This is a genomic window from Klebsiella sp. P1CD1 (assembly GCF_003790505.1).
Classification (GTDB): Bacteria; Pseudomonadota; Gammaproteobacteria; order Enterobacterales; family Enterobacteriaceae; genus Klebsiella; species Klebsiella variicola.
On the sequence record NZ_CP033631.1, the window covers coordinates 3,450,513 to 3,466,411 of the forward strand.

Below are 15,899 nucleotides of genomic sequence, written 5' to 3' on the forward strand. Positions count from 1 at the left end.
ACTATTCACCTTGCACAGTGGCAGCGACTATGAAATTCGTCTCTTTTAATATCAACGGCCTGCGCGCCCGCCCACACCAACTGGCCGCCATCGTCGAAAAACACCAGCCGGACGTGATTGGCCTGCAGGAAACCAAAGTTCACGACGATATGTTCCCTCTCGAAGAGGTCGCCAAACTCGGCTATAACGTCTTTTATCATGGACAAAAAGGCCATTATGGCGTCGCGCTGCTGACCAAAGACACGCCGATTGCCGTCCGCCGCGGTTTCCCGGACGATGGCGAAGAGGCTCAGCGCCGCATCATCATGGCGGAGATCCCGTCGCCTTTCGGCAACGTCACGGTGATTAACGGTTATTTCCCACAGGGTGAAAGCCGCGATCATGAAACCAAATTCCCGGCCAAAGCGGCGTTCTATCAGAATCTGCAGAACTATCTGGAGACCGAACTCAACAAAGAGAATCCGGTGCTGATCATGGGCGATATGAACATCAGTCCCACCGATCTCGATATCGGTATTGGTGAAGAGAACCGCAAACGCTGGCTGCGTACCGGCAAATGTTCCTTCCTGCCGGAAGAGCGGGAGTGGATGGATCGCCTGCTGGGCTGGGGCCTGGTGGATACCTGGCGTCAGGCTAATCCGGACAATCAGGAGCACTTCTCGTGGTTCGATTACCGCTCCAAAGGCTTCGACGATAACCGCGGGCTGCGCATCGACCTGCTGCTGGCCAGCCAGCCTCTGGCCCAGCGCTGCGTGGAGACCGGAATCGATTATGAGATCCGCGGAATGGAAAAACCGTCCGACCACGCGCCGGTGTGGGCCACCTTCCGGCCATAATTTACGCCCTTCTCTCGCCTCCCGCGGTGCGGGGGGCAGAATTTCCTGAGCAAAATCAACAAAGCGACGGTAAACCATTGTGACGGTCGTCGGAACAGGATACTGTCGCGCGCACTTTTTGATGTCCACTGCGTCCAGACTGTACAGGAGCACCCCTCATGCAAAAGAAGCCGTCATCCGGCCATTGGTAAAGGGCTGGGACTTCTCGCGCTGGTGGCCACGCTGGCCGTTATCAGCCATCGCGTCGGTCTCCACGATCTGCTGACTCACCTTCATCTGCTTCAGGACACCCTGCGCCATCAGGGCGCCTGGGGATATCTGGTCTATGTCGCGCTGTTTATCATTGCCACCCTGTGTCTGATCCCCGGCAGCCTGCTGGTGATCGCCGGCGGGATGCTCTTCGGCCCGCTGACAGGCTCCCTGCTCTCGTTTGCCGCCGCCACCCTCGCCTCCGCGCTGTCGTTTTTAATCGCCCGCTGGCTTGGGCGTGACCTGCTGCAGCGCTATGTGGGCCATACCGCCGCCTTTCAGGCGATTGAGCGCGGTATCGCCCGCAGCGGCTGCGATTTCCTGATCCTCACCCGCCTGGTGCCGCTCTTTCCCTACAACATTCAGAATTACGCCTACGGCCTGACGGCGATCCCTTTCTGGCTCTTTACCCTGATCTCCGCCGTGACCACCCTGCCGGGCCTGGTCATCTATTCGGTAATGGCCAGCGAGCTGGCCCGCGAGGGCGTAACTCTCGCCTTCGCGCTCAAACTGAGCCTCGCCGGCGGGCTGCTGTTTGCCCTGGTGCAGATGGGCAAACGGTTTGCCCGCGCCCGCCGTATGGCAACGCCCGGCGAGGAGGTACGCCATGACCCAACCTGATCGCCGTCACCTGCGCCGCGCCCGGCTGGCCCTTGCCGTGGTGGCCGTCGCCGGGCTGGCCGCCTGGTGGTGGTTCCCCGGCGGGCGTGCCTTTCTGCAGCAGAGTCTGACGGCGTTAGCCTCCCTGGATCCGCAGCAGGTCAGAGGGTTTATCGCCGCCTGGGGGCCGCAGGCCGCGCTGGTCTCATTTGCGCTGATGATCCTCCAGGCGATCGTCGCTCCGCTGCCGGCTTTCCTGATTACCCTGGCGAACGCCGCCCTGTTCGGCGCCTTCTGGGGCGGTGCGCTGTCGTGGTTCAGCGCCATGGTCGGGGCCGGGCTCTGCTTCTGCATCGCCAGAGCGCTGGGGCGCGAAGTGGTGGAAAAACTCACCGGCCGCGCGGTGCTGCGCAGCGTCGACGGCTATTTCACTCGCTTTGGCCCGCAGACGATCCTGGTCTGCCGCCTGCTGCCGTTTGTGCCGTTTGACCCGGTCAGCTATGCCGCCGGACTAACCTCGCTGCGCTTCTGGCCCTTTATGCTGGCCACCGGCGTGGGCCAGCTGCCGGCGACTATCGTCTATTCCTGGGCCGGGAGTCTGCTCACCGGGGGCACCTTCTGGCTGGCCACCGGGCTTTCGCTGCTTTTTACCCTGGCGGTGGTCATCTCTATCGCCAAAAATATTTACCGTGAACGTCATAAGAGATCGTCGCCATGAGCTTACCCCCGCTGGATTCTGTCCCCCTGATCCTTCGTCCGCAGGCCTGGCTGCACCGCCGGCATTACGGCCAGGTGCTGAGCCCCATTCGCTGGTGGGGACGGATCCCATGGCTGTTTTACCTGGTTTCGCTGTTCGTGGGCTACATTGAACGCCGCCGCTCGCCGCTGGATCCGGTGCTGCGGTCGCTGGTCAGCGCCCGCATCGCCCAACTGTGCCACTGTGAATTCTGTATCGATATCACCAGCATGACCCTCGCGGCGCGGAGCGGCAGCCAGGACAAGCTGCTGGCGGTCGCCGACTGGCGCAGCAGTACGCTGTTCAGCGAAAAAGAGCGTCTGGCGCTGGCCTATGCCGAAGCCGCCACCCAGACGCCGCCGGAGGTGGATGATGCCCTGCGCAGCGCGATGGCCGCGCATTTTGACGCCAGGGCGCTCACCGAGCTGACCGCCCTGATCGGCCTGCAAAATTTATCAGCGCGGTTCAATGCCGCGATGGCGATCCCGGCCCAGGGGTTCTGTCAGATGCCCACCTCTTCCCCGCAGAATAAGGAGTAACGATGCGCCGTTTGCGTGATTTCAGCCTCTGTCTGTGCCTGCTGCTGCTCTGGCCGCTGGCGGTTAATGCCAACGACAGCTGGCGGCAGATCCAAACGGAAGCCCGCGGGCAGACCGTCTGGTTTAACGCCTGGGGCGGGGACCCGGCCGTCAACCGCTATCTGGCGTGGGTCAGCGAGGAGGTCAAACGCCACTACGCGATCGACCTGCATATTGTCCCCATCGCCGACGCCGCCGACGCAGTGAAACGCATCCAGAGCGAGGCGCAGGCCGGCCGTCGCCGGGGCGGGTCGGTGGATCTGCTGTGGATCAACGGCGAAAACTTTCGCACGCTTAAGCAGGCCAACCTGCTGCTCACCGGCTGGGCCGAATCACTGCCCAACTGGCGCTTTGTCGATCTGCAAAAGCCGGTTCGGGAGGACTTTTCTGTCGCCACCGACGGTACGGAGTCGCCGTGGGGCAGCGCCCAGCTGACGTTTATCGCCCGCCGCGGGCAAACGCCGCAGCCACCCACCAGCCCGCAGGCGCTGCTGGCCTTCGCCAGGGCCCATCCCGGCAGCGTGACCTACCCGCGGCCGCCGGACTTCACCGGCACCGCCCTGCTGGAGCAACTGCTGATCGCCCTCACCGACCAGCCGGCCGCCCTGCGCCAGCCGCCGCAGACGGCGACCTTCGCGGCGGTCACGGCCCCGCTGTGGCGCTATCTCGATGCGCTGCACCCGGCCCTGTGGCGGGCGGGCAAGGATTTCCCGGCGTCGCCGGCACGGATGGATACCATGCTCAACAATGGCACCCTCCGCTTATCACTCACGTTTAACCCGCTGCACGCCCGGCAGAAAGCCGCCAGCGGCGAATTACCGACGGACAGCTACAGCTTCGGCTTCACCGCGGGGACCCTCGGTAACGTCCATTTCGTTACCATCCCGGCTAACGCCCGCGCCGTCGCTGGCGCCAAAGTGGTGGCCAATTTCCTGCTCTCGCCTGAAGCGCAGCTGCGCAAGGCCGATGCCGCCGTCTGGGGCGATCCGAGCGTACTGGACCCGCAGCGTCTGCCTGAAGGCCAGCGCCAGGCGCTGGCGGCTACCGTGCCGCAGGATCTACCGCCGGTGCTTGCCGAGCCGCACGCGGCATGGGTTGACGCGCTGGAGCAGGAATGGCTGCGCCGCTACGGTACCCACTGATCCTGCTGGCCTGGGGGACGATGGCGGCGATCTATCTGCCGTTGCTCCCCGCCGCCGGGGAACTGGTGGGCGCTGCGCGCTCCCCGGCCCACTGGCGGGCGCTGTTCGCCGACCCGCAGCTGGGCCAGGCGCTGGCCGCCACGCTCGTCTCGACGCTGCTGTCCGTCGGCGGCGCGCTGCTGATCGCCCTGACCGTCGTCGCTGCCCTCTGGCCCTCGCTCCGCTGGCGGCGACTGGCTTCCCGTCTGCCGCTGCTGCTGGCGGTACCCCATCTTGCCCTGGCGACGGCGGCGCTGCTGCTGTTCGCCGAAGGGGGTTGGATCTGGCAGTGGCTGCCGCTTCTGACGCCGCCGGTCGACCGGTATGGCATCGGGCTTGGCCTGACGATGGCCCTGAAAGAGAGCGCCTTTATGCTGTGGGTGATCTATGGCCTGCTGGGGGAGAAACGCCTCGCCGACCAGGCGACCGCGCTGAAGAGCCTCGGCTACGGCCGCTGGCAGTGCCTGCGCTGGCTGGTGCTGCCCGCCCTGCTGCCCGCCCTCGGCATGGTGCTGCTGGCCGCCACCGCCTGGAGTCTGTCGGCGGTCGATGTCGCCCTGGTGCTGGGGCCCGGCAATCCGCCCACTCTCGCCGGGCTGGCGTGGCAGTGGTTAAGCCAGGGCGATGACCTGCAGCAGGCCAAAGGGGCGCTGGCCAGCCTGTTACTGATGACGATCCTCGGCGGGCTGGCGCTGGTGGCCTGGGGAGGGTGGCGGATACAGCGCCAGTACCAGCCCAATCTGCGCGGTATTCGTCACCCTCATCCTCATGCCCTGCCCGGCCGCCTGCTGGCGGCGCTGCTGCCGCTGAGCGGTCTGCTGGGCGCGCTATTGCTGGCGGGGCTGGCGCGCTCAGCGCCACCGCAGATGGATGCCCTCGGCAACAGCCTTGGCCTGGCGCTGGCGGCCTGCGCCCTCGGCGCGGCTGTCTGCCTGCTGTGGCTGGCCTGCGGCCCGACGCGGGGAGATGGCTGGGTCTGGCTGCCGCTGGTCCTCCCGGCCCTGCCGCTGGCCGCTGGCCAGTACCGGCTGGCGCTGTACGCCTGGCTAGACGGCGAATGGTGGACCGTTCTGTGGGGCCATCTGCTGTGGGTGGTGCCATGGATGCTGTTTATTTTGCGCCCGGCCTGGCGCCAGCGCGACCCGCGGATGGCGATTATCGCCCGCACGCTCGGCTGGGGGCCCACGCGTATTTTCTGGCTGCTGACCCTGCCCTCGCTGACCCGCCCGCTGCTGACCGCGCTGGCGGTGGGCTTTTCCGTGAGCATCGCGCAGTATCTGCCGACGCTATGGCTGGGGGCAGGCCGTATCCCGACGCTCACCAGTCAGGCGGTGGCGCTCAGCAGCGGCGGCGAGGTGCAGACGCTCGCCGCCCAGGCGCTGTGGCAATTACTGCTGCCGGCGGTATGCTTTACCCTGACGGCCCTTCTCGCCTGGCTGGCGGGCCGCTATCGACGAGGACTTCGCTAGTGCTAACCGTAAACCATCTGACCCTGAGCGTGAAACGTCAGCCGCTGCTGCGGGAGGTCGCCTTTTCGGTGGCGCCTGGAGAAGTGCTGACGCTGATGGGCCCCTCCGGTAGCGGAAAATCGACGCTGTTTGCCTGGATGATTGGCGCCCTGGCCGGCGACTTCCGCGCCGAGGGCGAGCTGTGGCTCAATGGACGTCGCTGCGATACGCTGCCGACGGAGCATCGACGCATCGGCATCCTGTTTCAGGACCCGTTACTGTTCGACCATTTCAGCGTCGGGCAAAATTTACAGCTGGCGCTGCCGGAGAGTGTGCGCGGCGAGGCGCGAAAAGCCGCAGTGGAGCAAGCGCTCAGCCGCGCCGGGCTGCATGGCTTCGCCCCACGCGACCCGGCCACGCTCTCCGGCGGGCAGCGGGCGCGGGTGAGCCTGCTGCGCGCCCTGCTGGCGCGCCCCGAGGCGCTGCTGCTCGATGAACCCTTCAGCCGTCTGGATGCCACCCTGCGCGCCGCGTTCCGCCGCTGGGTTTTTGAGGAACTGGCCCGCCAGGCCATTCCGGCGATCCTGGTGACCCACGATCGCGAGGACGGTCCGCCGGCGGGACGCTGCCTGGCGATGGAGACCTGGCAATGAAGAGCAATAGCGTGCAAACCTGCGTTACCGCAAAGAAATCGGCGCCTGGCGAGCGGAGAATACGCCCTCCACTTTTTACCGTCGGGCATTTCGATGAAACGTGTTTCTCAATTGACCGCACTCGCCCTGCTTATGGGGCTTGCTGCTTCCACCACCTGCGCCGCTGAAACCATGCCAGCGCTCACTCTCTCCCACCTGCAACAGCAGCACGGCGTGGCCATTGACACCCGCCTGAGCGCTTATTACAACGGCTGGCCGCAGCGCGCCAACGGCCCCGAAGGTCATGAGCCGCAGGCCCTGAATCTTTCCGCCCGCTGGCTCGGCGCCATGAGCGACGATCAGCTCCGCGCCTGGGCTAAGCAGCACCAGATCCAGCCGGATACCCCCGTCGCGCTGTACGGCAACCCGGAAGATAATGCCAGCGTCGCGGCGCGGCTGAAACAAGCGGGCTTCACCCGGCTCAGCACCCTGAGCGATGCGCTGAGCCAGACCGACCGCCTGCAAAAGCTGACGCACTTTGAACAGCTGGTCTACCCCCAGTGGCTGCACGACCTGCAGCAGGGAAAACGCGTAGCCGCCGCCCCGACCGGCGACTGGAAAGTGTTCGAAGCCGCATGGGGAGCGCCGAAACTCTATCTGCTGAGCCATATCCCTGGCGCGGGCTATATCGATACCAATGAGGTGGAAAGCGAACCGCTGTGGAATAAAGTGTCCGACGCACAGCTGAAAGCGATGCTGGCGAAGCACGGCATCCGGCATGACACCACGGTGATCCTCTACGGTCGCGACGTCTACGCCGCAGCGCGGGTGGCGCAGATCATGCTGTACGCCGGGGTCAAAGACGTGCGCCTGCTTGACGGCGGCTGGCAGACCTGGTCCGACGCCGGGCTGCCGGTCGAGCGCGGCATGCCGCCGGCGCAGCAGCCGGCGCAGGACTTCGGCGCGCCGATCCCCAGCCAGCCGCAGCTGATGCTGGATACCGAACAAGCCCGCGGGCTGCTGCATCGTCAGGACGCCTCGCTGGTCAGCGTCCGCTCGTGGCCGGAGTTTATCGGCACCACCAGCGGCTACAGCTATATCAAGTCGAAGGGCGACATCGCCGGCGCCCGCTGGGGCCACGCCGGGAGCGACTCCACGCACATGGAGGATTTCCATAACCCGGACGGCACCATGCGCAGCGCTGACGATATCGCTACCCTGTGGCGCCAGTGGAACATTCTGCCGAGCCAGCAGGTGGCGTTCTATTGCGGGACCGGCTGGCGGGCCTCGGAAACCTTCATGTATGCCCGCGCCATGGGCTGGCCGCACGTCGCGGTGTACGACGGCGGCTGGTACGAATGGAGCAGCAACCCGCACAATCCGGTTGCCCGCGGAGAGCGTGGCCCGGAAAGCAGTCAGTAACTCGCCCCGCCTCAGCGCGTCGCCCCCAGCCGGCGACGCGCGCTTTCCCGCTCACACCACCCGCTTTAAGGTCTGGTAGCCACTGCAGATGCGCGTCGCCGTCGTCAGCCAGCACAGCGCGCCAAACAGCCACGCCAGCCAGGCGAAATGCGCCGGAAACAGGCAGCCGAGGACAAACAACAGGATGGTCTCCGTCCCCTCCGTCAGGCCCCCAAGATAGTACAGCGATTTATGGGCGTAGCCGGGATTGGCGATCTGATGCCTGGCCGCCAGTGCGGCAAAAGCGAGAAAGCTGCTGCCGGTGCCGATAAAGGCAAACAGCAGCCAGGCCCCCGCCAGGGCATTGTTCAGCGGATCTGCCAGAATAAAGCCGAACGGCACCAGGGCGTAGAAGAGAAAATCCAGTGCGATATCGAGAAAGCCCCCCGCGTCCGTGAGCCCGCGCCGCCGCGCCAGAGCGCCGTCCAGACCATCCAGCAGGCGGTTGAAGAGAATAGCGACCAGCGCCGCGCTATACCACCCCAGCGCCAGAAAGGGCAGAGCCAGCACGCCGATGGCAAAACCGAGGAGCGTCAGCCCGTCCGGTGAAATACCCGGGCGGTCAAGCGCGCCGGCGACAGCATTAAGCAGGGGTTTGAGGCGCGGATGCAGGTGGCTATCAAGCACGGAGGTCTCCAGCAGGGTTGGCGGTTGTCAGTCAAGGTCTATGGCGGTGATAATAGGCCAGATTCGTCTTATTCACCTTGATGCTTATGCTAAAAATGATTGATGTTGTCGCAGCCATTATTGAACAGGATGGCAAGATTCTGCTGGCGCAGCGTCCGCCCCACGCCGACCAGCCGGGGATGTGGGAGTTCGCTGGCGGCAAAGTGGAGCCTGGTGAAAGCCAGCCGCAGGCGCTGGCCCGCGAGCTACAGGAGGAGATGGGCATCATCGCCCACCCGGCATGCTATATCGCCAGCCATCAGCGGGAAGTCTCCGGCCGCCAGATCCATCTGCACGCCTGGTGGGTGCCGCACTTTCAGGGCATACCGCTGGCCCACTATCACACTCAGCTGCGCTGGTGCCTGCCCGCTGACGCCTTAACCCTCGATCTCGCCCCGGCCGATATTCCTCTGCTGCATGCCTTTATCGCCCAGCGCCCGACCCTTTCCGGCCGCTGATCCGCCCGCCGCCTCATCATCGTTTTTAGTTATGACGGGCGGACAATTATAAATTTTGTTGTCGGCTTAATTTTTCCTTGCTTGCCTAAGGATTAGCGGTGTTATAGTCGGAAAATCGGTTTTTTCAAGGACCGAATCATAATAAATACATGCAACCACAACCATAAGGGGAACTTATATCTATGGATCAGACGTGCACTCTGGAAGGCTTTCTCACCCGCGTTCAACAGCGCGATCCTCATCAAACCGAATTTGCTCAAGCCGTCCGGGAGGTGATGACCACCCTGTGGCCTTTCCTTGAGGAAAATCCGCGCTATCGTCAGCTTGCTTTGCTGGAACGTCTGGTGGAACCGGAGCGCGTGATCCAGTTCCGCGTGGTGTGGGTGGATGACCGCAATCAGGTCCAGGTCAACCGCGCGTGGCGCGTGCAGTTCAACTCGGCCATCGGCCCGTATAAAGGCGGGATGCGTTTCCACCCGTCGGTTAACCTGTCGATTCTCAAATTCCTTGGCTTCGAGCAGACCTTCAAAAACGCCCTGACCACCCTGCCGATGGGCGGCGGGAAAGGCGGCAGCGATTTCGATCCTAAAGGCAAGAGCGATGGCGAAGTGATGCGCTTCTGCCAGGCGCTGATGACCGAGCTCTATCGCCACCTTGGCCCGGATACCGACGTACCGGCGGGCGATATCGGCGTCGGCGGCCGCGAAGTCGGCTTTATGGCCGGGATGATGCGCAAGCTCTCCAACAACAGCGCCTGCGTCTTTACTGGTAAAGGCCTCTCCTTTGGCGGCAGCCTGATCCGTCCGGAAGCCACCGGTTACGGTCTGATCTACTTCACCGAAGCGATGCTCAAACGTCACGGCCTCGGCTTCGAAGGCGCTCGCGTGGCGGTTTCCGGCTCCGGCAACGTCGCGCAATACGCCATTGAGAAAGCGATGGAGCTTGGCGCGCGGGTGGTCACCGCCTCTGACTCCAACGGCACCGTCGTTGACGAAGCGGGCTTCACCAAAGAAAAACTGGCCCGCCTGATCGACATTAAAGAGCGTGCCCATGGCCGCGTGGCCGACTACGCCCGCGAATTTGGCCTCACCTATCTTGAAGGCCAGCAGCCGTGGTCAGTGCCGGTGGATATCGCCCTGCCTTGCGCGACCCAGAACGAACTGGACGTCGATGCCGCCCGCCAGCTGATTGCCAATGGCGTGAAGGCCGTGGCGGAAGGCGCCAACATGCCGACCACCATCGCCGCAACCGACCTGTTCCTGGAAGCTGACGTGCTGTTTGCCCCGGGCAAAGCGGCCAACGCCGGCGGCGTGGCGACTTCCGGTCTGGAGATGGCGCAGAACGCCGCGCGCATGGGCTGGAAAGCGGAAAAAGTGGATGCCCGTTTGCATCACATCATGCTGGATATCCACCACGCTTGCGTGCAGTACGGCGGCGAAGCAAAGCAGACCAACTACGTGCGCGGCGCGAATATCGCCGGTTTCGTGAAGGTCGCGGATGCCATGCTGGCCCAGGGCGTGATTTAACCTCCCCTGACGCCATCCCGGCGGCTGCCCGCCGGGATGCGTCTCACGACGTCATCGTGATCACCACTTTTCCCAGATGCTGACCACTGTCCAGACAAGCATGCGCCTCGGCAACCTCCGCCATCGGGTAGCTGGCGTAGATCATCGGCTTGCATTTCCCTGCCTCAAGCAGCGGCCAGACGTGGCGCCGCAGCGCCTCGGCAATCTCCTGTTTCTCCGCCGCCGTCCGGCCGCGCATGGTTGAGCCGGTGACGGTGGCTCGCTTGAGCATCAGGGTCTGAATATCAACCTCATGAGCGATTCGTCCGCCCATAAAGCCGATGATCACCAGCCGCCCATCCTTTTTCAGTAGTCCAAGGTTGCGGTTAAAGTAAGGGCCGCCAACGATATCCAGAACGACATCCACGCCTTCATCGTGGGTCAGCTGGCCGATTTTTTCCGCAAAATCATCGGTTTTGTAGTTAATCGCCGTAGCATAGGGACGTAGGGCAGCGATTTTTTCGTCCTGGCCAACGGTGGCATAGACGGTCATCCCCAGCGCGTGGCACAGCAGGACCGCGGTGGTGCCAATCCCGCTGGCGCCGCCGTGGATCAGGATGCTTTCGCCAGGCTGCAGCTTACCCAGCTGGAAGACATTCGCCCAGACGGTGAAGAACGTTTCCGGAATGGCGGCCGCTTCGCTAAAGCTGAGGCCCGCCGGGATCGGCAGCGTCTGGCCTGCCGGCACGGCGCAGTATTCGGCATAGCCGCCGCCGTTGGTGAGCGCACAAACGCGATCGCCGGGCGCAAACGCTGTGACCTGCGCGCCGACCTCAACCACAACGCCTGCCACCTCCAGGCCAGGTACGGGGGTGACGTCCTTGGGCATAGGGTACAGCCCCTGGCGCTGCAGGATATCCGGCCGGTTGACGCCGGCGGCCTTCACCTCAATGAGCACCTCATTCTCCCCAATAGCAGGGATTTCTCCTTCGCGGATCTGCAATACCTCCGGGCCGCCCGGTTGGCTAATAGCGATATATTTCACGGGTCCTCCTTATCGCCGGTGAGAGAAATGAGCAACATTATCGGCAAGCGCGAAGACGCATTCAGGGGGGGAAGTCGTCAAGCCCTGCCCGGCTGTTTAGTGTAGACCATTGACCTGGCTGGCGGAGAAGCGGTGGCCGCGGGGATTCGCATCCTCGCGACCACCGGCGGGTTACTGCGGCGGCGGCGCAGCATCGTCTGCCGCTTTTTTCCCTTTCGACTTGCCTTTACCTTTAGTGAACGGTTTTTTCGCCCCGGCTGGCGCGGCCAGGCCGCGGAACTGACGCACCGGCGTGCTCCGCGCCTGATCGATCAGCTGGAACAGCGTCCCCACCAGCGGCTGCATAAAGTCCTGATAGCGGCACTGCTTTTCGCTGATCTGCGTCAGGACCGATTCCCAGTGGGCGGTCATATCCGGACGCGCGGCCATCTCCGGCAGGGAGTGAATCAGCGCCCGGCCAGCGTCCGAGGAGTGGATATAACGCCCCTTTTTGGTCAGGAAACCGCGCTTGAACAGCAGCTCGATAATCCCGGCGCGGGTCGCTTCTGTGCCGAGACCGTCGGTGGCGCGTAGGATCTTCTTCAGATCTTTATCCTGCACGAAACGGGCAATCCCGGTCATCGCCGACAGCAGCGTGGCGTCGGTAAAGTGGCGCGGCGGCTGCGTCTGACGCTCCACCACTTCGCCCTTCTCGCACAGCAGTTCATCGTCTTTGGCCACCACCGGCAGCGGCGTGCCGTCGTTCTCTTCATCGCGCTCTTTGCTGCCCAGCAGCGTCCGCCAGCCAGCCTCTGCCAGAAAACGCGCCTTGGCGACAAACTTGCCGTTGGCGATCTCGAGGTCAATCTGGCATTTGCGGAACACCGCGTCCGGGCAGAACTGCATCAGATACTGCCGGGCGATCAGGTGGTAGACCTTCGCTTCGTTATCGGTGAGCTTGACCTGGCTGCTGCGGGCGGTCGGGATAATCGCATGGTGCGCATCGACCTTTTTATCATCCCAGCAGCGGTTGCGGATCTCCGGATCCATCACCGGCTGCGGCAGCAGGTCCGCCGCATGGACGGCAATCGCATTCAGCACCGCATGACGGCCGGCGAAGTGCTCTTCAGGCAGGTAGCGGCTATCCGAACGCGGGTAGGTAATGAGCTTGTGGGTTTCGTACAGCTTCTGGCAGATATCCAGCACGTTTTGCGCGCTGAAGCCGAAACGTTTGGCCGCCTCAATCTGTAGCGCCGACAGCGAGAACGGCAGCGGCGCGGGTTCGGAATCGCGCTTATCGTTATAGCCGGTCACCAGCGCCGGCTGGCCTTCGATGCGCTTAACCACGTGCTCAGCCAGTGGACGATGCAGCAGACGCCCTTCTTCATCCTGATAAGGTTCGCAGGCTTCGCTTGGCACCCAGGTGGCGACAAAACGTTCCTCCTGCGGCGTGACGATATGCGCCTTCACGTCGAAGAAGTCTTTGGCGACGAAGTTTTCAATCTCTTCATCACGGCGAACCACCAGGCCAAGTACCGGGGTCTGCACCCGCCCCACGGACAGTACCCCCTGATAGCCGGCGTTGCGCCCCAGCAAAGTATAGGCGCGGGTCATATTGATGCCGTACAGCCAGTCGGCACGCGCCCGCGCCAGCGCCGACACGCAGAGCGGCACGAACTCGCTGTTGGCGCGCAGGCGATTGATCGCCCGCTCCACCGCCTGCGGGTTGAGATCGTTAATCAGACAGCGCTGCACCTGCTGACGCTTCTCCGGCGCCAGCTGCAGGTAATCGAGTACTTCGTCCACCAGCAGCTGCCCCTCACGGTCGGGGTCGCCGGCATGGATCACTTCCTGCGCCTCGCCAAGCAGACGCTTGATCACATTGAGCTGTTTGGTGACCGAGGGTTTGGGTTGTAGCTGCCATTTCTCCGGCACAATCGGCAGGTCGGTGAGATTCCAGCGGGCATAGCGGCTGTCATAGACGTCCGGCTGCGCCTGCTCCAGCAGATGGCCGATACACCAGGTGACCACCTGCCCGTTGCCGCACTCAATATAGCCATCGCCTTTGCGGTGCGGTTTAGGCAACACATCGGCGATAGCCCGACCGAGACTCGGTTTTTCCGCAATAAACAACCGCATCGAATCAACGGATCTCGATCATGGGTCGTCCGCCGCGGGCGGTGACCAGCTCGCCGATGGCGGCCAGCTTAATGCCGAACTCCGCCGCAGCGGCCTGGACTTCGGCTTCCGCTTCCGGAGTCACCGCCAGCAGCAGGCCACCGGAGGTCTGCGGATCGCACAGCAGGTCCCGCCACTCCGCCGGCATCTCGCCCATCAGATGGCCGTAGCTGGCAAAGTTGCGCCCGGTGCCGCCCGGCACCGCGCCGGCGGCAATATAGCCTTCCACCCCCGGCAGTTTTGGGATATCGGCATAGCGCAGCTGCGCCTGCACGCCGGCCCCGCGGCACACCTCGCTGAGATGGCCGAGCAGGCCAAAGCCGGTGACGTCGGTCATCGCCTTCACTCCGTCGATGGCGGCAAACGCGGCGCCGGCGAGGTTCATCTGGCACATGGTTTCCGTCGCCAGTCCCTGATGCTCTGGCTTGAGCAGCGATTTTTTCTCCGCGGTGGTCAGCACACCGATCCCCAGCGGTTTGGTGAGATACAGTTTGCAGCCCGCCTGCGCAGTGCTGTTTTTCTTGATGCGCTCGGTGGGCACCACGCCGGTGACCGCCAGACCGAAGATCGGCTCCGGAGCGTCAATGGAATGGCCGCCTGCCAGCGCGATCCCGGCCTGCTGGCAGGCAAAGCGCCCGCCCTCCACCACTTCACGGGCAATTTCCGGCGCCAGGGTGTTGATCGGCCAGCCAAGGATGGCAATCGCCATAATCGGTTTCCCGCCCATGGCGAAAATATCGCTGATGGCGTTGGTGGCGGCGATGCGGCCAAAGTCGAACGGATTATCGACAATCGGCATAAAGAAATCGGTGGTGCTAACGATTGACGTGCCGTTACCAAGATCATAGACGGCGGCATCGTCGCTGGTTTCGTTGCCGACAAGCAGGTTCGGATCGACAAACTTCGCCTGCTCGCTATGCAGGATGGTTTCCAGCACCTTCGGGGAAATTTTACAACCACAACCGGCTCCGTGGCTGTATTGCGTTAAACGAATGGCTTGCTCGCTCATGGACATCTCCTGTCATTGCAATCCCGCTATGTTAGCGCCCAAACGCCAGGGTGGTAAGTACGACAGTCTGAAATCGCGTATGGTTGCTCATTAAGCAGACAAAAAGCCGTTTTTGCGAGACACGGCAATTTTTTCCCGACCATTTTCACTTTTACTTAAAGATGACAGAAATGTGACAACACAGGACTGTCTTCTCTGGAATGATTATGACGTAAGGAAATTCTAATGAAAAAGCGTGTTCTTGCCCTTTGCCTGCCAGTTTCTTCTCCGTTAACGCCTTTGCTCTGGTTCCCCCCGGGAACGATGTCACCACCAAGCCCGATCTCTACTATCTGACCAATGCCCAGGCCATCGACAGCCTGGCGCTGTTGCCGCCGCCGCCGGCGGTGGGCAGTATCGCGTTCTTAAACGATCAGGCGATGTATGAGCAGGGGCGTCTGCTGCGCAATACCGAGCGCGGGAAGCTGGCGGCAGAAGATGCCAACCTCAGCGCGGGCGGCGTGGCCAATGCCTTCTCCAGCGCCTTTGGTTCCCCAATCACCGAGAAAGACGCGCCTCAGCTCCACAAACTGCTGACCAATATGATTGAAGACGCCGGCGATCTGGCGACCCGCGGCGCGAAAGAGAAATACATGCGCATTCGCCCGTTTGCGTTCTATGGCGTCTCCACCTGCAACACCACCGAGCAGGACAAGCTGTCGAAAAACGGCTCTTACCCGTCCGGGCATACCTCTATCGGCTGGGCCACCGCCCTGGTGCTGGCGGAGATCAACCCGCAGCGGCAAAATGAAATTTTGAAGCGCGGCTATGAGCTCGGCGAGAGCCGGGTGATCTGCGGCTATCACTGGCAGAGCGATGTCGATGCGGCGCGCATCGTCGGCTCCGCGGTGGTCGCTACGCTGCACACCAACCCGGCCTTCCAGCAGCAGTTGCAGAAAGCCAAAGACGAATTCGCCAAAACGCAGAAGTAACGTCATCGCCGTTGAACTCCCGGATGCGGCGCCTGGCGCGCCTTGTCCGGGCTACAAAAACCGCGATTGATTCGAATGGTAGGGGTTGTAGGCCGGGTCAGGCGCGAGCTGCCACCCGGCATAGATGCGGCTCCGAGCCTGCTGCCATCGCCCGGCGGCGCTGCGCTTGCGCGGCCAGCCGGACGGTTCCCTCTCCCTCCGGGAGAGGGCCAGGGTGAGGGGAAGCACTGCAGTGTGGTTGTTTATGTTATCTGTGGCTTCAGCGTAGTTTGCGCTCCCGGTTAATCGTCTGCGTTATGTCACTCATGGCGCCGGGAGCGCACAGGGGGCGGCCAGTCGCCGCCGCCCCCTGTACCCCCGGGCTCCG

Annotated in this window: 14 protein-coding genes and 1 pseudogene; 11 read left to right on the forward strand and 4 right to left on the reverse strand. The window is 63.2% G+C overall.

The features are described from left to right. The first annotated feature begins 29 nt into the window (after window positions 1–29). The 8 genes from xthA to DTA24_RS17215 all read left to right on the forward strand — a co-directional run bounded on the left by xthA (window position 30) and on the right by DTA24_RS17215 (window position 7,682). Window positions 30–836, forward strand: coding sequence for an exodeoxyribonuclease III (xthA, locus tag DTA24_RS17180; protein ID WP_012968464.1), 807 nt, complete (start codon window positions 30–32; stop codon window positions 834–836). A gap of 213 nt (window positions 837–1,049) precedes the next feature. After that, on the forward strand, window positions 1,050–1,706 hold the full coding sequence (locus DTA24_RS17185) for a TVP38/TMEM64 family protein (RefSeq protein ID WP_016160754.1): 657 nt from the start codon (window positions 1,050–1,052) through the stop codon (window positions 1,704–1,706). Further along, on the forward strand, window positions 1,693–2,403 hold the full coding sequence (locus DTA24_RS17190) for a TVP38/TMEM64 family protein (RefSeq protein ID WP_055323424.1): 711 nt from the start codon (window positions 1,693–1,695) through the stop codon (window positions 2,401–2,403). The genes DTA24_RS17185 and DTA24_RS17190 overlap by 14 nt, the downstream gene beginning before the upstream one ends. Then, window positions 2,400–2,960 carry a carboxymuconolactone decarboxylase family protein gene (locus DTA24_RS17195; protein ID WP_012542084.1) on the forward strand — a complete coding sequence of 187 codons (561 nt, stop codon included), beginning with the start codon at window positions 2,400–2,402 and terminating at the stop codon, window positions 2,958–2,960. Before DTA24_RS17190 ends, DTA24_RS17195 begins: the two co-directional genes overlap by 4 nt. A gap of 2 nt (window positions 2,961–2,962) precedes the next feature. Continuing rightward, window positions 2,963–4,141, forward strand: coding sequence for an ABC transporter substrate-binding protein (locus tag DTA24_RS17200; RefSeq protein WP_123836975.1), 1,179 nt, complete (start codon window positions 2,963–2,965; stop codon window positions 4,139–4,141). Continuing rightward, window positions 4,114–5,649, forward strand: a complete 1,536-nt coding sequence (locus DTA24_RS17205; protein ID WP_123836976.1) for an ABC transporter permease subunit — start codon at window positions 4,114–4,116, stop codon at window positions 5,647–5,649. The genes DTA24_RS17200 and DTA24_RS17205 overlap by 28 nt, the downstream gene beginning before the upstream one ends. Next, entirely contained in the window at window positions 5,649–6,281 is a 633-nt protein-coding gene (locus DTA24_RS17210; protein WP_023297432.1) for an ATP-binding cassette domain-containing protein, read from the forward strand. Before DTA24_RS17205 ends, DTA24_RS17210 begins: the two co-directional genes overlap by 1 nt. Window positions 6,282–6,374: 93 nt before the next feature. Then, complete coding sequence (locus DTA24_RS17215) at window positions 6,375–7,682, forward strand: sulfurtransferase (protein ID WP_032735330.1); 1,308 nt, start codon at window positions 6,375–6,377, stop codon at window positions 7,680–7,682. Window positions 7,683–7,733: 51 nt separating this feature from the next. On the opposite strand, the gene DTA24_RS17220 is transcribed toward DTA24_RS17215, so the two are convergent. Then, window positions 7,734–8,348: a CDP-alcohol phosphatidyltransferase family protein gene (locus DTA24_RS17220; protein ID WP_032735328.1), complete on the reverse strand. Its 615-nt coding sequence runs from the start codon at window positions 8,346–8,348 to the stop codon at window positions 7,734–7,736. An 86-nt stretch (window positions 8,349–8,434) separates the two neighbouring features. Here DTA24_RS17220 and DTA24_RS17225 point away from each other — a divergent pair, with 86 nt between their 5' ends. Both DTA24_RS17225 and gdhA read left to right on the forward strand, forming a co-directional pair. Further along, window positions 8,435–8,845, forward strand: coding sequence for a pyrimidine (deoxy)nucleoside triphosphate diphosphatase (locus DTA24_RS17225; RefSeq protein ID WP_038422809.1), 411 nt, complete (start codon window positions 8,435–8,437; stop codon window positions 8,843–8,845). A 182-nt stretch (window positions 8,846–9,027) separates the two neighbouring features. After that, entirely contained in the window at window positions 9,028–10,371 is a 1,344-nt protein-coding gene (gene gdhA, locus DTA24_RS17230; protein ID WP_008807617.1) for an NADP-specific glutamate dehydrogenase, read from the forward strand. Window positions 10,372–10,414: 43 nt separating this feature from the next. Here the strand turns inward: gdhA and DTA24_RS17235 are convergent, their stop codons facing one another. The 3 genes from DTA24_RS17235 to selD form a co-directional block, all read right to left on the reverse strand. Further along, window positions 10,415–11,395 (reverse strand): NAD(P)H-quinone oxidoreductase, encoded by a 981-nt coding sequence (locus DTA24_RS17235; protein WP_123836977.1) that lies wholly within the window; start codon window positions 11,393–11,395, stop codon window positions 10,415–10,417. Window positions 11,396–11,566: 171 nt separating this feature from the next. After that, window positions 11,567–13,513, reverse strand: coding sequence for a DNA topoisomerase III (locus DTA24_RS28640; RefSeq protein ID WP_123836978.1), 1,947 nt, complete (start codon window positions 13,511–13,513; stop codon window positions 11,567–11,569). Window positions 13,514–13,517: 4 nt separating this feature from the next. Continuing rightward, on the reverse strand, window positions 13,518–14,561 hold the full coding sequence (gene selD / locus DTA24_RS17245; protein WP_012542093.1) for a selenide, water dikinase SelD: 1,044 nt from the start codon (window positions 14,559–14,561) through the stop codon (window positions 13,518–13,520). A 225-nt stretch (window positions 14,562–14,786) separates the two neighbouring features. Between selD and phoC the strand changes: the two are divergent. Further along, window positions 14,787–15,532 (forward strand): annotated as a pseudogene (gene phoC / locus DTA24_RS17250) (acid phosphatase PhoC). The last annotated feature ends 367 nt before the right edge of the window (window positions 15,533–15,899 follow it).